Here is a 14,331-nt window from a genome sequence, read left to right as displayed (position 1 = left end):
TTTTTCAGCCGAGAAACACCTTCTCGAACGCCTGCTTGCCCATCGGCGAAAAGATCACAGCGCGGCTGTCTTTCTCGCGTCGCGCCCATTTCTCGGCGATAATCTTGTCGAGAATGGCCGCACCCAGCGTGCCGGCCAGATGTGAGCGCCGCACGCTCCAGTCGAGGCAGGCCCGGCACACCGGTCGTCGCGCCTTGCTCTCGACGTCGATGCCGATCGCGGCGAAATGCGAGGCGGCCGACGGCCCGAGCCGGATCTCCTTGTCGTGGCGCAGGAGCACTTGTCTAGCGACAAGACGGTCGAGCATCGCCACGGCCTGCTCGCCGGCGAGGTGGTCGTAGCAGACCCGCGCCACGCGCATGGCGGCGTCGCGCGGGCCCGGCCGCACCCGCTGTGGCCCGACCGCAGCGGCGACGCCGGTAATCGCCTCGATCATGCCGGCCACCTGCGGCCCGGCGAGGCCGTAGTAGCGATGCCGCCCCTGGCTTGCCAGCGTCAGCAGCCCACCCTCCATCAGTTTCGACAGATGCGAGCTGGCGGTCGGCAGCGACACGCCGGCCTCGAGCGCCAGTTCGCTCGCTGTCAGCGCCGTGCCACCCATCAGCGCGGTCAGCATGTTTGCCCGCGCTGGATCGCCGATCAGGCTGGCGATGCGGGCTATGTCAGGTCCTTCACGCATAGTTCGTCCGCCATCGAAGCATTCTTGTCAGATAACCACTATTCTCTGCTCAGATCAAGGAGACGAAGATGACCGCAAGAGCCGCCCCCAACGCCGTGCCCGACAGCCGCTTCGGCCGCCGGCCGTTTCCGTTCATCGTCTTGTGCCGATTGCGGCTCCTGGCTTGGTATGATCGCCATCTGCAGCGCCTCGACCTTGCCGAGATTGACGAGCATCTTTTGCGCGATCTTGGCCTGACGCCGGAAGACGTTCGCCGCGAATGCGCGAAATCCTTCTGGCAAGCATGACTACCGGTGAAATTGCTTAGCACATCGATCCACGGAATATTTCGACCCCGCTCGAACTGTCGCCGCAACGAACCATACTCAGCAAGGAGACAAAAGATGACCATCACCTGCTTTATCCGCTACGAGATCGACCCGTTCGGCAAGGCGGCGTTCGAGGAGTATGCCCGCATCTGGGGCCAGGCGATCCCGCGCTGCGGCGCCGATCTGATCGGCTATTTTGCGCCGCATGAAGGCTCGGCCACCACCGCCTACGCCGCCTACAACATCGACAGCCTCGCCGCTTACGAAGCCTACCGTGCCAGGCTCGCCGCCGACCCGGCCGGCAAGGCGAATTATGAATTCGCCCGGCGTGAAAAATTTATCCTCAAGGAAGATCGCATGTTCCTGAAACTCGCCTCCGGGCCGCATGCCTCTCTGGTGAAACTATGATCGCCGTCATCTTCGAGGTCGAGCCGGCAGCGGGCAAGCGCGACGCATATCTCGGCCTCGCCGCCGACCTGCGCCCGCTGCTCGACGGCATAGACGGTTTTCTGTCGATCGAGCGCTTTCAGAGCCTCACCGACCCGAACCGCATCCTGTCGCTGTCGTTCTGGCGAGACGAGGAGGCGGTGAAGGCCTGGCGCAACACGGGGGAACATAGGCGGGCTCAGAAGGCCGGCCGTGGCGGCATCTTTGCCGGCTACCGTCTGCGTATCGCCCACGTCGTGCGCGACTATGGCCTGACCGAACGTGCAGAGGCGCCTGAGGACAGCCGGGCGCTGCATGGGTAGGGCTTTCTAAGCATTCCCTATCAGCACGCCCGCCGCGAACACCAATCCGCCGCCCAGCACCACCTGAAAGGCGGCGCGCCAGAACGGCGTCTGCATATAACGGTTCTGCACAAAGGCGATCGCCCATAGTTCGAAGAACACCACCACCACCGCGAGAATTGTCGCGGTCCAGAAATACGGAATTAGGTAGGGCAAGGCGTGACCGAGACCGCCCAGCGCGGTCATGACGCCCGTGGTGATGCCGCGTTTTACCGGCGAGCCGCGGCCCGACAGCTTGCCGTCGTCGGAAGCCACCTCGGTGAAGCCCATCGAGATGCCGGCGCCGATCGAGGCGGCAAGCCCGACCAAGAAGGTCTGGAATGTGTCATGCGTGGCAAACGCGGCGGCGAAGATCGGCGCCAGCGTCGACACCGATCCGTCCATCAGCCCGGCCAGGCCCGGCTGCACATAGGTCAGGATGAACTGGCGTTGCTCGGCCGCTTCTTCCTCGTTCTTCACCGCGCCCGGCACATGCTTTTGCTCCAGCCGCTGCGCCAGCGTCTCGTGGCCCTGTTCGGCCACCGCCAGATCGTCGAGCAGCTTTCGTGTCGAGGCGTCGCTGGTGCGTTTCGCCGCCTCGACGTAGAACAGGTACGCCTGCCGCTCCATCGCCTCGGCTTGGCTGCGTACATGCTCGATGCCGAGTGGCCTGACCAGCCAGTCGGGCTTGCGATCGTAATAGCCCCTCACATGCTCGCGCCGGATCAGCGGAATGCGCTCGCCGAAACGCTCGCGGTGAAGTTCGATCAGCGAGTCGCGATGGCCGTCCTCCTCCTCGGCCATCTCCTCGAACACTTTGGCCGAATGCGGAAAGCTATCCGCCAGCCCGTCGGCATAGGCACGATAGATACGCCCGTCGTCTTCCTCGGAAGAAATGGCGAGCGCCAGGATCTCTTGCTCCGAGAGCGATTCGAACGGACGGCGGCCAAAACCGAAAACACGGGAAAGCATGAGAAATTCACCCTAGTTTAGAATAATTCTAAACTAGGGTTTGGCGCGCCATTGGTCAATCGCGCCCGTCTGCCGAACGTCCAAAATTAGGAGCTCCGGGAATCCTTCTCTGCCCCTTAATTATTGGCGAATGTTCACCTATATAGCTGAACCTAAGCCAAGAAAAAGGAATCCGTAGATGCCGGCAAAACAGTCCACGCATGCATTCGACCCGAAACCCGTTCTCGACCTGATCGCCGGTATCGAGGCCGATTTGCAGCGCCTCAAAGGCCTGGTCGAGCAGCAGGTCGAAAAATTCGATCCGGCCAACCCGCACAACAAGGCCCCCGACGGCAAGCTGACCGAGGAGGGCGTCGAGTGTTGCTACCGCATGTTCGACGAGGGCAAGTCGCGCTATTCGGTTGCCCAGCAGATGAAGATCTCCTTCGCCGCCGCCACCCATCGCTTCAACACCTGGCGCAAGATGGGCGGCGCCAAACGGAAAAGGACGCTTTTGGGATAAGAAGCGGCCGGGCGAAGATCTCCTGACTTCGTCACCCTAGGGCGGAGCGAACGCGAAGCGGAGCCCTAGGATAACGAAGTTAGGGAGGCTTCGGCCAAACGTCGGGGCGCTGATGAAGGCACCACGCTCTTTTCGCAATCCACGAATTGTAACGGTCACATTTTTCCAGTGGTGCGCGGCCTGGTTTTCCGTGCACCATGGGCGATCTCACTTCTGCAGGACCTCGCCATGACCACCCTTCCCGGCATCGCCGACATCCGCGCCGCAGCAGCGCGATTGTCCGGCCTGATCGTCGAAACGCCGCTGATCGAATCGCCTGAGCTGAACAAGCGCTTCGGCGCCAGGATCCTGTTCAAGCCGGAGACGCTGCAGCGTACCGGCTCGTTCAAGTTCCGCGGCGCCTACAACAAGCTGTCGTCGCTGGGCGATGAGGAGCGCAGCCGTGGCGTCGTAGCCTTCTCGTCGGGCAATCACGCGCAAGGCGTCGCCGCCTCGGCGGCGATGTTTGGCGTCAATGCGGTCATCGCCATGCCCACCGATGCGCCGGCGATGAAGGTCGGCAATGTCAGGAAAATGGGCGCGGAAGTGGTGCCGTTCGACCGTTTCCGCGATGACCGCATGACGGTGGTTCGCCCGTACGTCGAACGCGGCATGGTCCTGGTCCCACCTTTCGACGATCCGGCCATCATCGCCGGCCAGGGCACGATCGGCCTCGAACTGATGGCGCAAGCGAAAGCGCTCGGCGTGAGCCTCGACGCGGTCGTCATTCCCTGCGGCGGCGGCGGCTTGAGCAGCGGCATCTCGATTGCGGTCAAGGATGCCTCGCCGGGCACGGCCGTCTGGGCGGTGGAACCCGAACATTTCGACGACACCTGTCGTTCACTGGCCAGAGGTGCCCGGGTTTCGATCGAACCCGGCCACACTTCGATCTGCGACGCGCTCCTCACCGCCGAGCCGGGCGCGATCACCTTCGAGATCAACCGCAGGAATCTCGCCGGCGGCATTGCCGTCTCCGACAAGGCCGCGGCACAGGCTATGCGTGACGCCATGGCCCATCTCAAGCTGGTGGTCGAGCCCGGCGGCAGCGTCGGGCTGGCCGCACTGTCATCAGGCGAGATCGAGCTATCAGGCAAATGCATTGCCGTGGTGCTGTCCGGCGGTAATGTCGATTTCGGCACCTACGCTGAGATCATGGCGGCGGCTTAGGTGGCGACCGAACCAGCACCATTCAAAAAGGCTGACATGGAATGAAACTGTTCTTCAGCCGCAATCCCAATCCTCGCCTCGCGGTCGCGGTGGCACGTTATCTCGACGCAAAGGTCGAGTTTAAATTCGCCTCCCCCTTCGCTCCGGGGCAGGCTGAGCGATTTCGCCCACTGAATCCAAATCTTTCATTGCCCATACTTGTAGGCTCGGGAAAAAGCCTCTGGGAGACCGATGCCATAGCCTGCCGGCTGTCACGCGACGCGCATTCGGATCTCTGGCGCACCGGCGATGACGAACCCGAGATGATCCGATGGCTCAGTTGGGGGAAAGAGAACTTCGCAAGAGCTTGCGACGTCGTGCATTTCGAACGCGGGACCAAACAGCGGTATGGGCTCGGCCCGATCGATCAGGGCCGGGTTGAGGAGGGGTTGAGAGACTTCCGCACGGCCGCTGCAACACTTGAGGCCGAGCTTTCCGAGCGAGAATGGCTGGTTGAAAATTCGGTTTCCTATGCCGACTTTCGAATGGCGACGTTTCTGCCCTTCAACGATGTCGCCAGATTGCCGCTCGATGATTATCCTTCTGTCAGCCGCTGGTATCGTCAGCTTGAAGAAATCGACGCCTGGCGCGATCCTTTCCAAGGACTGGAAGCGCCTGAATTGCGGCCGGTCCCGGGAAGCCCGCATGAACCTCGATCCGAATGATCATGCCTATCGGCACAACCCGATGCGCTATCAAAGCGCGGTGTTTCACGACCTATCCGCCATGGCGAGAGTCCCCCCTTTTTCTGTTGATCAAAACGGGAAAACAACGCTAACTGGCTCCCGCGAGGGACCATGCTGACAGTTGATGAAGTGCGAGCAATCCCGTTGTTTTCGGGTTTGCCGCCGGCCGAACTGGAGCGGCTGGCGCGGACAGCGGCCGACCTCCATCTCAGCCCTGGAGAGTTCGCAGTTCACGAGGGCGGAGAGGCAGCGCTGTTTGCGGTTCTCGCCGGCAGGATCGAAGTCGTAAAAACCTTCGACGGCGTCGAGCGGACGCTCGGCTGGCGGCTGCCGGGAACGATATTCGGTGAGGTGCCGATTGCCCTGGGCTCGGGTTTCCCGGGCGGGTACCGCGCCACTGAGCCGTCCCGCGTGATGCGGATCGAGGTTCAGCAGTACTACTCCATCGCCGCGGTTTCAAAGGACGTCGCCCAGAAGGTCAGCGCGCTTGCCCGCGAGCGGATGGGCGGGCTGCAGAGCGTCACTGCCGAGCCGCAGAAGCCGCGCGTGACATTGGTCGGCCATCGCTGGGACACGGCGTGCGGTGATCTGCGCCGGTTTCTGGCCCGCAACCAGATCTCATTCACCTGGCTGTTGCCCGACACCTCAGATGCCGAGGCTTTCTGGTCTGCCATGGGCAAGCCGGCTCTCGATGGTCCCGTTGCCCGGCTGGCGGACGGAGAGATCATGGAAAGTCCCGCCGTGCGCGATCTTGCCATGCGCCTCGGGCTGCAGACGCGCCCGCGCGGCGCCGAATACGATGTCGCGATCATTGGCGGCGGGCCGGCCGGCCTTGCCGCGGCGGTCTACGGCGCATCCGAGGGGCTGCGCACCATCGTCGTCGAGCGCGAGGCGCCCGGCGGACAGGCGGGGACATCGTCGCGGATCGAAAACTATCTCGGCTTTCCCAGCGGAATCTCCGGCGACGAACTGGCCAGCCGCGCGCTGCAGCAGGCGAGGCGGCTGGGCGCCGAAATCCTGGTCACCCGCTCCGTCGCCGGCATCGATCCGGCGACGCACCAGCTGTTTCTCGACGGTACCGATGCCGTGCGGGCGCGCAGCCTCATTCTTGCGACAGGCGTGACATGGCGTCGTCTCGCCATCGACGGGTTCGACCGCCTTATTGGCAAGGGCGTCTATTATGGAGCCGCGCGCAGCGAGGCAAGCACCACACATGGACTGGACGTCTTCCTGATCGGCGCCGGCAACTCGGCCGGCCAGGCAGCGCTGCATTTTTCGGGCCATGCGCGCAGCGTGACACTGCTCGTGCGCGGCCCGGCGCTTGCAGACAGCATGTCTCACTACCTTATCGAGCAGCTCAGGGCGAAATCGAACGTAAAAGTCCAGCTTCGGTCCGAAGTCCAGGCTGTGCACGGCGAGACTCACCTGACGGCGATCGACACTCTCGACAAGGCCGGCAATGAGGTGAGCCGGCACGATTGCGGCGGGCTCTTCGTTTTCATTGGCGCCAACGCAGAGACCGAGTGGTTGCCGGCCGACGTCGTGCGCGATGCCCGCGGATACGTGCTAACCGGGGACGATGTGAAGAAGGCCGGCGGCTGGTCGCACGACCGCGACCCCTATCTGCTCGAAACCAGTGCGCCCGGCGTCTTTGCCTGCGGCGACGTACGCTTGAGTCCTGTCAAGCGGGTTGCGTCAGCGGTCGGAGAGGGCAGCATGGCGATCGCGTTCGTTCACCAGTATCTGGCGAATGAAGGAAAGGCCCACCGCAGCCGAAGCTAGACAGGGGCCGGCAACGTCCGCTCATGTTGCGTGCTCGGCTCCGCCGACCACTTCAAACGGCATGGTCCCACGCGTCGGCTTTTTGACGGCAGCCGGCCTGACTGAGTTTTGATCCTAGTCCAGCGTTCGGCGGAACCGCACCAGTGCGACGCCGGCAAACAGCGCTACGAACATGACGAGCCAGCCGATTTCCGTCGCGACCGCCGGCAGTTCGGCACCCTTCAGCATCACCGCGCGGATGATGCGCAGGAAATGCGTCAACGGCAGGATTTCGCCGAAAGCCTGGGCCCAGCCTGGCATGCCGCGATAGGGGAACATGAAACCGGACAGCATGATCGACGGCAGGAAGAAGAAGAAGGTGAGCTGCAGCGCCTGCATCTGCGTGCGCGCCATCGTCGAAATGGTATAGCCGAGCAGCACCAGCGCCAGCACGAAGATCAGGACCGCCGTCAGCAGCAGCGGCATCGACCCGGTGAACGGAATGGCAAACAGCAGTTTCGCCGCCGCGAGCACCACCACCACTTGTACCGCGCCGACCACCAGATAGGGCAGCACCTTGCCCAGCATGATCTCGAGTGGACTGGACGGCATCGCCAGAAGGTTTTCCATCGTGCCGCGCTCGGTCTCGCGCGTTAGCGCGATCGAGGTCATCATTACCATCGTCATCTGCAGGATGACGCCGAGCAGGCCGGGCACGATGTTGTATTGCGAGATGCCTTCCGGATTGTAGCGCCGGTGCACCACCACTTCGAGCTGGCCCCGGGCAGCTTCGGCGGCCGTCTCCTGCATGCCGCGTGCCCGGAGCAGCGCCTGGTTGGCGACAGTGCCGAGCGTCGAGATGGCGCCGCTGGCGACGGCTGGGTCTGTCGCGTCAGCCTCGATCAGGATCTGCGGCTGGTCGCCGCGCTCGACCCGCCGGGCAAAATCCGCGGGGATGGTGACAACGAAGGCGACATCGCCGCGCGCCATCAGGAATTCCGCCTCGGCGGCACTTTGCACGACACGGTCGAACCTGTAATAGCCGGTGGTTTGCAGCGCCGAAACCATGGCCCGCGTGTAAGGATCGCTGCTCATCGCCACCAGGGCTGCCGGCAGGCTCTTCGGATCGTTGTTGATGGCATAGCCGAACAGCACCAGCTGCATCAGCGGCACGCCCAGCATCATGGCGAAGGTGATGCGGTCGCGCCGCATCTGGATGAACTCCTTGATCAGCAGCGCGCCGAGCCTGGCGAAGGAAAAGACGCTGTCTATCCGGTTTTTCATCCCATATTGTCCTTCGAACCGGACATGAACTGGATGAACACATCCTCCAGGCTGGTCTCGCCCGGCGTCACCGTCACGCCCCTGTGCTCCTTCTCGACGTCGGCGAGTGCTGCCTGAAGCGCTTTCTTGTCGGAGCCGACGACATGCAGCGTCGCGCCGAACGGCGCCACCTGGTCGACGCCGGGGCGGCCGCTGAGTGCGGCAGCAACCTGGTCAAGCTGCGGGCCTTGCACCACAAAGGTCGTCAGCCCGGCATTCCTGACCACCTCGTCGACCGTGCCGGTGGCCAGCATCTTGCCGTACGAGATGTAGCCGATGCGGTGGCAGCGCTCGGCCTCGTCCATGTAGTGGGTGGAGACCAGCACGGTCAGCCCGCCGCTGGCCAGGCGATGGATCTCGTCCCAGAATTCACGCCTGGCTTTCGGATCGACCCCCGCCGTCGGCTCGTCGAGCAGCAGCAATTTCGGCTGATGCATGATGCAGGCGGCCAGTGCCAGCCGCTGCTTCCAGCCACCGGACAGCGTACCGGCCAGCTGGTCCTTGCGCGAGGTGAGGCCAAGATCCTCCAGTGTCCTGCCGACATGCTCGTTAAGCGGCTTCAACCCATAAAGCCGCGCCACGAATTCGAGATTCTCGGCTATGGTCAGATCCTCATAGAACGAGAATTTCTGCGTCATGTAGCCGACTTCGCGCTTGATCCTCAGACTGTCGGTGCGGATGTCGAAGCCGAGCACCGTGCCTTCGCCCTCGTCCGGCGTCAGCAGGCCGCACATGATGCGGATGGTCGTCGTCTTGCCCGAGCCGTTCGGGCCGAGGAAGCCGACGATCTCGCCCTCGGCCACCGTCATCGTCACATGGTCGACGACGGTCTTGTCACCAAAACGCTTGACCAGGCCATGGACATCGATGGCGTTCATTTGCCGATATCCGCCAGATCGACATCGACGATCTGCCCCGGTTGCAGCGCGCCGGCATCGCCCTCCGGCCGCGCCTCGACCAGATAGACCAGCTTCTGCCGGGTCTCAAGCGAGTAGATCACCGGCGGCGTGAATTCCGGGTCCGGCGACACGTAGCTGACGCGCGCCTTCACGTCAGGCCCGCAGCCGTCGCAATGGACGTTAAGCAGCGTTCCGACCTTTATCGACGAGAACGCGTTTTCCGGAACATAGACGCTGAGCTTCACGGCGCCGTCCGGCAGCATCGAAATGACAGGCGCGGTCGGACCGGCGATATCGCCCGGATTGCGGATCACGTCGTTGACACGGCCCGGCGACGGCGCCGCAAGCACACGCTTCGACAGCCGCCAGCGCGCTTGCTCCAGCGCCGATTGCGCCTGCCTGACCTTATTGTCGGCGGCCTTGATCGTCTCGGGCCGTGCCGGCAGGCCGCCGACAGCGAGATTGGCTTCCGCCTGGCCGAGCTGCGCGTTGGCTGTCTCCAGCGTCGCCGAGGCGGTGTCAAAATCGGCCTGGGTGCCGGTGCCGCGTTTGAACAGATCACTGGCGCGGGTGTATCTGCGTTTGGCGTCGGCGGCCTGCGCCTTGGCCATGTCAACCTGCGCCTTGAGCACCTCAATCTCTTCCGGCCGTTTGCCGACCTGCAGGTCGGCAAGTTGCGCCTGGGCCTGGGCAAGAGCCGCCTCGGCCTGTGCGACGGCTATTTTTGCGTCGGCGCTTTCCAGCGTCACCACAGGCGTACCCGGCGCGACGCTGTCGCCGCGCCTTACCGAAATCGTCTCTACCTGCGCCACCTCGATCGGCGCGAGCAGCACATAGTCGCCTTCGACATAGCCGACGGCGAGCGGCGGCGCCGGTGCGCAGGCACTGAAAAGCAGGGCGGCGAGCGGCAAAGAGCAGAGGAAACTCATGACCTACGATCCTTCCGGGCGGCCAATATCGCCCCAAGATTATCCGTCACCGCCGCCGCAATCTTGGTGGCCTCGGCATCGCCGATCCCTCGCCAGCCCATGCGGCGCATCACCGCTTCGCGGCCGATGCGAAAATAGACGACCTGGCCGATCAGCGTGAACACGGTGAGTCGGGTAGCCTCGCTTTCGGCCGGCTCGCCAGTTGCCTGCTCCCAGATCAGGCAGAGCCTACGATGCGTCGGCTCGAACACGCCGTCATAGATGCGGTCGAGTGCCGCCGTAGGATGCGAAAGTTCGCGCAGGACGAACTGCACGATTTCACCGGCCTCCGGCCTGGCCACGATGAAGGTCACCATCCGCTCCAATGCGGTGAAGAGTTGTGCCCGCGCCGCTTCAGGGTCGTTTGGCGCCTGCAGATCGCCGATCGCCTGGCCGGCAATGGCCTGGATGGTGTCGACGATATAGTCGGCCGCTGCCGCGCGAAGTCCTTCCTTGCCGCCGAAATGATAGGCGATCGAGCCGATATTGGCCTTGGCCTCAGCCGCGATCTCGCGCGTCGAGGTGCCGTCGAAACCCTGCCGTCCGAACAGCGTCAGCGCCGCCTGGACAAGTGCTGCGCGCGTCATGTCGGCGGGCGATACCTCGCGACGCGGAATTTTGGCGTTTGTCGGCTTGCTCATATCAAGTATTTAATCAATCGAATGATTAAAGTCAACCCCGCCTATCTCCATCTTGCCATCTCCAGCCGCACGCGCTTTAGTGCGAAGCCATGGTCAAGGAAATCGAGCGCAAGTTCCTGGTCTCCGGCGCGCAGTGGCGGGATCTGGTCGAGGCGGACATCCGCATTCGCCAGTTCTATCTCGCCGCCGCACCCGACCGCTCGGTCCGCGTGCGCATCAGCGACGGCGCCTTGGCAAAGCTGACGCTCAAATTCGGCAGCAAGGCCCGCGAACGTGACGAATTCGAGTATCCGATCCCGCTGGCGGAGGCGGAAGAGATGCTGGCCTTCGCCATCGGACGTGTCATCGAGAAGACACGCCACCATGTTAGGCATCGCGGCCATCTCTATGAAGTCGATGTCTTCGGCGGGACGCTTAGCGGTCTGGTGGTCGCCGAGCTTGAGACGCCCGAGGACGTGCAGGACGAAATGCTGCCAGATTGGCTCGGCCGCGAAGTCACCGGCGAGCAGAGGTTCTACAACGCGTCGCTCGCCATCGAGGGGGTTCCGGAGATCGCCGCATGAGCTATCGCATCGATCCGCGCCTGCCGTTAACCGGCGAGGTCAGGCGCATCCTCGCCGAGGAGATCGGCAAGGCGCTCGTCCATCTGGACGCGGCGCATGACAGGCCGGAGCAGGCGCTGCACAAATGCCGCAAGCGGCTGAAGAACGTGCGCGCCTTGCTGCGCCTGGTCCGTTCCGGAGACGAAACATTTTGCGGGACCGAGAATCAGTGTTACCGACAGGTGGCTGCCCTGCTTGCCGGTCCGCGCGAGGCAACCGCGCTGGTTGAAACCATCGATCGGCTGGCGGCAAGCTTTCCCGAGCAAAGCGCCGACGGCGGTCTCGATGCCGTTCGCGACACGCTCGTCGCGCGCCAGCACCAATTGCATGGTGGAGCCGGCCTCGGCGCAGCGATAGCTGCCGCGATTGCCGCTTGCGAGGAGGGTATCAGCCGGATCGATACGCTGGCCTTGCCCGACCAGCCCGAACAGGCCGCCGATGTGCTTGCCGAAGGCGCGCGCATCACTCTGCGTCGTGCCAGAAAGGCGCTGGACAAGGCAGGCTCCCGCGGTGAGGCCGATGATTTCCATGATCTGCGCAAGGCGGCCAAGACCCACGGCATGCATCTGTCGCTGCTCGGAAGGCTGTGGCCGACGCCGATCAAGGCCCGGCGCAAGGCGGTCGACGAACTCGGCGAAAGACTGGGCGAACTGCATGATATGTTCGTCCTGCGTACGCTTCTCGATGCCGACGACCGGCCGCTCGGCTCTCCTCAGGAAATGCGGCTTCTGAGCAAGCTGTTGAAGCGCTCGGAGAAAAGCCTGAAAAAGACCTGTCTCGCCGCGGCAGCCGATCTGTTCGGCGACAGCCCCAGGCGCTCGACAAGGAAACTCGCGCGCAAAGTGCGTGACGATCTGGCCGCTGCGCCGCGCGAAGATGCCAGCGCGCCCGGCGCCGCCGGCTGACGCGGTGCTTGCATCGGTATCCGTCCCGAGATCGTTGACAAATAAGGAGGAGGTTTAGACCTCTCCCGGGGGGCTTTTTTCAGTTGCGCCCGCGCACAGCGGTTTGGGGCACGCATAAAAACCAAGGAGGCGGCGGGATCGTCGGCAGGACTGTCGGCGGTCGCCGTCGCGACTTTTATCGGCTCAGCCTGGCGGCTTCTGCGGCACGACCGGCTTGAGGCGCACGCCCCTGCCGCCGCGCTCGCTGGCCTGGTTCTCGCCGATCTGTTCCACGCCGGCCTCATCGAGAGCCTGGATGACCTTCATCAGCGTATCGACCACGCCCCTGACCACGCCGTCGCTTGCTTCCATGCGCTGAATGGTTGGAAGCGAAACCCCGGCGCGCTCGGCGAGCATCTTCTGATCGATGCCGGCCAGCGCCCTTGCGGCGCGCATCTGCGCGGCAGTGATCATCGGCTAAGAACTCCCGTCTGAGTCTGCATTTCCATGTGTAATACCATCGTTATGATGGTTCAACCATCATGATGCACATGTCACGCATGCACACACCAAAACCGCCTGGGTCTTGCAGAGCTCGCGCGTTTCGCGTCGTCTGGCGGAAATAGCCACGGCGGTCTTCAATTTTCAGCAATCGAAATTCAAAGGGATTAACAGTTGAGAGTTTTCAGGGCTTTTGATGTGGTCGACGGTCTTAGTGTCGACGGTTTTCCAGCTGGCAGGTTGCGGGCATGAGCTCGCCAACACGCTGATTTGACCGCACGCTGACCGACGCAGCGTCGTTCTGACCAGCCGGTTCAGGCGCCGTCGGTCTGCCCGCGCCAGCGCTGTAACGCCCATGCGGCCAGCCAGCACAGCATCGCCCAGGCGAAGCCGGCGCACCAGCCAGCCAGCACGTCGGACGGCCAGTGGACGCCGAGATAGACGCGGCTGATACCGACCAGCAGTGCCGTCAGCACCGCCAGCGACAGCACGTAAATCTTCGTCGTTCGCCCAGGCAGGAAGCGCGACGCCATGCTGCCCAGCGTCAAATATGTCACCGCCGACAGCATCGCATGGCCGCTCGGAAACGAAAGCGACGCCACGTCGGCGAGATGCGAGACCAGATCGGGGCGCGGCCGGTCGATTCCGAGTTTCAGCGTGCTTGACAGGACCTGTCCGCCCGCCACCGCTACGAAGACGAGAAATGCTGGTCCCGGCCTGTGGATCAGCAGCAGATAGACAATCACCGCCGCCGTGATCAGCCCGAGCACGATGGCGCTGCCGAGGCTGGTGATGTCGCGCATCGCCCCTTCCAGCCATGGCGGTCCGATCGGATTGTCGGGCTGGCCCGCTTCACGAAAGGCGAGCAGGATTTCCGTGTCGAAGGCGTGCGGCGTGGTGTCTCGCGCCACCTCCATCAGCTCCTCGAATCCCCACAGTCCGCCGGCGATGACCAGTCCGGCCAGCAGCACCGGGAATTCGATCCAGTTGAGCAGCTTGCTTGCGGTATTCTTCATCGGCCCGATCGTCCTACAGCGCCGAGCGTCCTTTTAGACGCGCAAAGTACGCTGTAGCATTTTGACTGGCGCATGATCCCCCGCGAAATCGATTCCGATTTTCGGGGTCATGCGCGGTTACAGTTTTTGCAGATAGGGCCCGAGCGTGATCAGCGCCACCGCTGCGACGGCGAGCGCGATGCCGGTCGCCTGCAAGGCATCGACGCGCTCGCCGAAGAACACCAGTGCCACCACGTTCACCGATACCAGCTGGATCACCGCCGACAGGCTGAACGACACCGACATGCCGAATTCACGGATCAGCCTCAGCATGATAAGATTGCCCGCCGAATAGAGCGCCAGGGTCAAAACGATCTTGCCGAGGCTCGGCGCCATTCCCCATTGCTTGGCCGCCGTCGCCGCCAGCAGGAAGATCACCGTCGAAATGCCAAGCTGCCCCAGTCCCCAGAAACTCACTTTTTTGTCCCTCTCGATGCGATCTTCCGCGCCTGCCGCAGATGTTGTTTCCGAAGCTCGGGTCGCGGTCAAGCGGAGCTGATCATGGACATGAAATCGGGGCTGGAATTGGCCGGCAACG

18 protein-coding genes are annotated in these 14,331 nt (G+C 63.3%); 9 read left to right on the top strand and 9 right to left on the bottom strand.

The genetic code is table 11. The annotated features are described in order from the left end of the window. Positions 1 to 4 precede the first annotated feature (4 nt). On the bottom strand, positions 5 to 679 hold the full coding sequence (locus AC0NIE_RS04225) for an ArsR/SmtB family transcription factor (protein ID WP_473485705.1): 675 nt from the start codon (positions 677 to 679) through the stop codon (positions 5 to 7). A gap of 68 nt (positions 680 to 747) precedes the next feature. Here AC0NIE_RS04225 and AC0NIE_RS04220 point away from each other — a divergent pair, with 68 nt between their 5' ends. The 3 genes from AC0NIE_RS04220 (at position 748) to AC0NIE_RS04210 (ending at position 1,736) form a co-directional block, all read left to right on the top strand. Beyond that, entirely contained in the window at positions 748 to 966 is a 219-nt protein-coding gene (locus AC0NIE_RS04220; RefSeq protein WP_473485704.1) for a DUF1127 domain-containing protein, read from the top strand. A gap of 96 nt (positions 967 to 1,062) precedes the next feature. After that, positions 1,063 to 1,395 carry an NIPSNAP family protein gene (locus AC0NIE_RS04215; protein WP_473485703.1) on the top strand — a complete coding sequence of 111 codons (333 nt, stop codon included), beginning with the start codon at positions 1,063 to 1,065 and terminating at the stop codon, positions 1,393 to 1,395. Continuing rightward, the gene (locus AC0NIE_RS04210) at positions 1,392 to 1,736 is read left to right on the top strand and encodes an antibiotic biosynthesis monooxygenase family protein (protein ID WP_473485702.1); all 345 of its coding nucleotides are present in this window, start codon (positions 1,392 to 1,394) and stop codon (positions 1,734 to 1,736) included. Before AC0NIE_RS04215 ends, AC0NIE_RS04210 begins: the two co-directional genes overlap by 4 nt. 6 nt (positions 1,737 to 1,742) lie before the next feature. On the opposite strand, the gene mbfA is transcribed toward AC0NIE_RS04210, so the two are convergent. Further along, positions 1,743 to 2,726 carry an iron exporter MbfA gene (mbfA, locus tag AC0NIE_RS04205; protein ID WP_473485701.1) on the bottom strand — a complete coding sequence of 328 codons (984 nt, stop codon included), beginning with the start codon at positions 2,724 to 2,726 and terminating at the stop codon, positions 1,743 to 1,745. 178 nt (positions 2,727 to 2,904) lie between these two features. On the opposite strand from mbfA, the gene AC0NIE_RS04200 reads away from it, so the two are divergent. From AC0NIE_RS04200 to AC0NIE_RS04185, 4 genes are all read left to right on the top strand, one after another. Then, complete coding sequence (locus AC0NIE_RS04200; RefSeq protein ID WP_123146013.1) at positions 2,905 to 3,228, top strand: hypothetical protein; 324 nt, start codon at positions 2,905 to 2,907, stop codon at positions 3,226 to 3,228. A gap of 228 nt (positions 3,229 to 3,456) precedes the next feature. Continuing rightward, complete coding sequence (locus AC0NIE_RS04195) at positions 3,457 to 4,434, top strand: threonine/serine dehydratase (RefSeq protein WP_473485700.1); 978 nt, start codon at positions 3,457 to 3,459, stop codon at positions 4,432 to 4,434. A gap of 41 nt (positions 4,435 to 4,475) precedes the next feature. Then, complete coding sequence (locus tag AC0NIE_RS04190; RefSeq protein WP_473485699.1) at positions 4,476 to 5,138, top strand: glutathione S-transferase family protein; 663 nt, start codon at positions 4,476 to 4,478, stop codon at positions 5,136 to 5,138. Positions 5,139 to 5,270: 132 nt separating this feature from the next. Continuing rightward, a complete protein-coding gene (locus AC0NIE_RS04185; RefSeq protein ID WP_473485698.1) occupies positions 5,271 to 6,941 on the top strand; it encodes an FAD-dependent oxidoreductase in 1,671 nt (556 codons plus the stop codon). Between the two features lie 114 nt (positions 6,942 to 7,055). Here the strand turns inward: AC0NIE_RS04185 and AC0NIE_RS04180 are convergent, their stop codons facing one another. From AC0NIE_RS04180 to AC0NIE_RS04165, 4 genes are read right to left on the bottom strand one after another with little or no spacing between them, the layout of a single operon-like run. After that, entirely contained in the window at positions 7,056 to 8,192 is a 1,137-nt protein-coding gene (locus AC0NIE_RS04180; protein WP_473485818.1) for an ABC transporter permease, read from the bottom strand. A gap of 8 nt (positions 8,193 to 8,200) precedes the next feature. Then, entirely contained in the window at positions 8,201 to 9,121 is a 921-nt protein-coding gene (locus AC0NIE_RS04175) for an ABC transporter ATP-binding protein (protein ID WP_473485697.1), read from the bottom strand. Next, the gene (locus tag AC0NIE_RS04170; protein ID WP_473485696.1) at positions 9,118 to 10,071 is read right to left on the bottom strand and encodes an HlyD family secretion protein; all 954 of its coding nucleotides are present in this window, start codon (positions 10,069 to 10,071) and stop codon (positions 9,118 to 9,120) included. The genes AC0NIE_RS04175 and AC0NIE_RS04170 overlap by 4 nt, the downstream gene beginning before the upstream one ends. Next, on the bottom strand, positions 10,068 to 10,751 hold the full coding sequence (locus AC0NIE_RS04165) for a CerR family C-terminal domain-containing protein (protein ID WP_473485695.1): 684 nt from the start codon (positions 10,749 to 10,751) through the stop codon (positions 10,068 to 10,070). The genes AC0NIE_RS04170 and AC0NIE_RS04165 overlap by 4 nt, the downstream gene beginning before the upstream one ends. Before the next feature lie 89 nt (positions 10,752 to 10,840). On the opposite strand from AC0NIE_RS04165, the gene AC0NIE_RS04160 reads away from it, so the two are divergent. Both AC0NIE_RS04160 and AC0NIE_RS04155 read left to right on the top strand, forming a co-directional pair. Then, a complete protein-coding gene (locus tag AC0NIE_RS04160; protein WP_473485694.1) occupies positions 10,841 to 11,314 on the top strand; it encodes a CYTH domain-containing protein in 474 nt (157 codons plus the stop codon). Then, positions 11,311 to 12,258 (top strand): CHAD domain-containing protein, encoded by a 948-nt coding sequence (locus AC0NIE_RS04155; RefSeq protein WP_473485693.1) that lies wholly within the window; start codon positions 11,311 to 11,313, stop codon positions 12,256 to 12,258. The genes AC0NIE_RS04160 and AC0NIE_RS04155 overlap by 4 nt, the downstream gene beginning before the upstream one ends. A 183-nt stretch (positions 12,259 to 12,441) precedes the next feature. Here AC0NIE_RS04155 and AC0NIE_RS04150 read toward each other — a convergent pair whose 3' ends face one another. From AC0NIE_RS04150 to AC0NIE_RS04140, 3 genes are all read right to left on the bottom strand, one after another. Further along, positions 12,442 to 12,711: a helix-turn-helix domain-containing protein gene (locus AC0NIE_RS04150; protein WP_473485692.1), complete on the bottom strand. Its 270-nt coding sequence runs from the start codon at positions 12,709 to 12,711 to the stop codon at positions 12,442 to 12,444. 341 nt (positions 12,712 to 13,052) lie between these two features. Continuing rightward, a complete protein-coding gene (locus tag AC0NIE_RS04145; RefSeq protein ID WP_473485691.1) occupies positions 13,053 to 13,754 on the bottom strand; it encodes a phosphatase PAP2 family protein in 702 nt (233 codons plus the stop codon). A 117-nt stretch (positions 13,755 to 13,871) separates the two neighbouring features. Next, entirely contained in the window at positions 13,872 to 14,210 is a 339-nt protein-coding gene (locus AC0NIE_RS04140; protein WP_473485690.1) for a hypothetical protein, read from the bottom strand. Between the last annotated feature and the right edge of the window lie 121 nt (positions 14,211 to 14,331).

It is taken from the genome of Mesorhizobium sp. WSM4842, assembly GCF_055901575.1.
This window is presented reverse-complemented; position numbering and strand designations above follow the sequence as displayed.

Coding starts and splice junctions, on each gene's coding strand:
- AC0NIE_RS04160 (WP_473485694.1), top strand. CDS start 10,841: ATGGTCAAGGAAATCGAGCGCAAGTTCCTGGTCTCCGGCGCGCAGTGG.
- AC0NIE_RS04225 (WP_473485705.1), bottom strand. CDS start 679: ATGCGTGAAGGACCTGACATAGCCCGCATCGCCAGCCTGATCGGCGAT.
- AC0NIE_RS04145 (WP_473485691.1), bottom strand. CDS start 13,754: ATGAAGAATACCGCAAGCAAGCTGCTCAACTGGATCGAATTCCCGGTG.
- AC0NIE_RS04175 (WP_473485697.1), bottom strand. CDS start 9,121: ATGAACGCCATCGATGTCCATGGCCTGGTCAAGCGTTTTGGTGACAAG.
- mbfA (WP_473485701.1), bottom strand. CDS start 2,726: ATGCTTTCCCGTGTTTTCGGTTTTGGCCGCCGTCCGTTCGAATCGCTC.
- AC0NIE_RS04200 (WP_123146013.1), top strand. CDS start 2,905: ATGCCGGCAAAACAGTCCACGCATGCATTCGACCCGAAACCCGTTCTC.
- AC0NIE_RS04190 (WP_473485699.1), top strand. CDS start 4,476: ATGAAACTGTTCTTCAGCCGCAATCCCAATCCTCGCCTCGCGGTCGCG.
- AC0NIE_RS04220 (WP_473485704.1), top strand. CDS start 748: ATGACCGCAAGAGCCGCCCCCAACGCCGTGCCCGACAGCCGCTTCGGC.
- AC0NIE_RS04165 (WP_473485695.1), bottom strand. CDS start 10,751: ATGAGCAAGCCGACAAACGCCAAAATTCCGCGTCGCGAGGTATCGCCC.
- AC0NIE_RS04215 (WP_473485703.1), top strand. CDS start 1,063: ATGACCATCACCTGCTTTATCCGCTACGAGATCGACCCGTTCGGCAAG.
- AC0NIE_RS04170 (WP_473485696.1), bottom strand. CDS start 10,071: ATGAGTTTCCTCTGCTCTTTGCCGCTCGCCGCCCTGCTTTTCAGTGCC.
- AC0NIE_RS04195 (WP_473485700.1), top strand. CDS start 3,457: ATGACCACCCTTCCCGGCATCGCCGACATCCGCGCCGCAGCAGCGCGA.
- AC0NIE_RS04155 (WP_473485693.1), top strand. CDS start 11,311: ATGAGCTATCGCATCGATCCGCGCCTGCCGTTAACCGGCGAGGTCAGG.
- AC0NIE_RS04185 (WP_473485698.1), top strand. CDS start 5,271: ATGCTGACAGTTGATGAAGTGCGAGCAATCCCGTTGTTTTCGGGTTTG.
- AC0NIE_RS04210 (WP_473485702.1), top strand. CDS start 1,392: ATGATCGCCGTCATCTTCGAGGTCGAGCCGGCAGCGGGCAAGCGCGAC.
- AC0NIE_RS04150 (WP_473485692.1), bottom strand. CDS start 12,711: ATGATCACTGCCGCGCAGATGCGCGCCGCAAGGGCGCTGGCCGGCATC.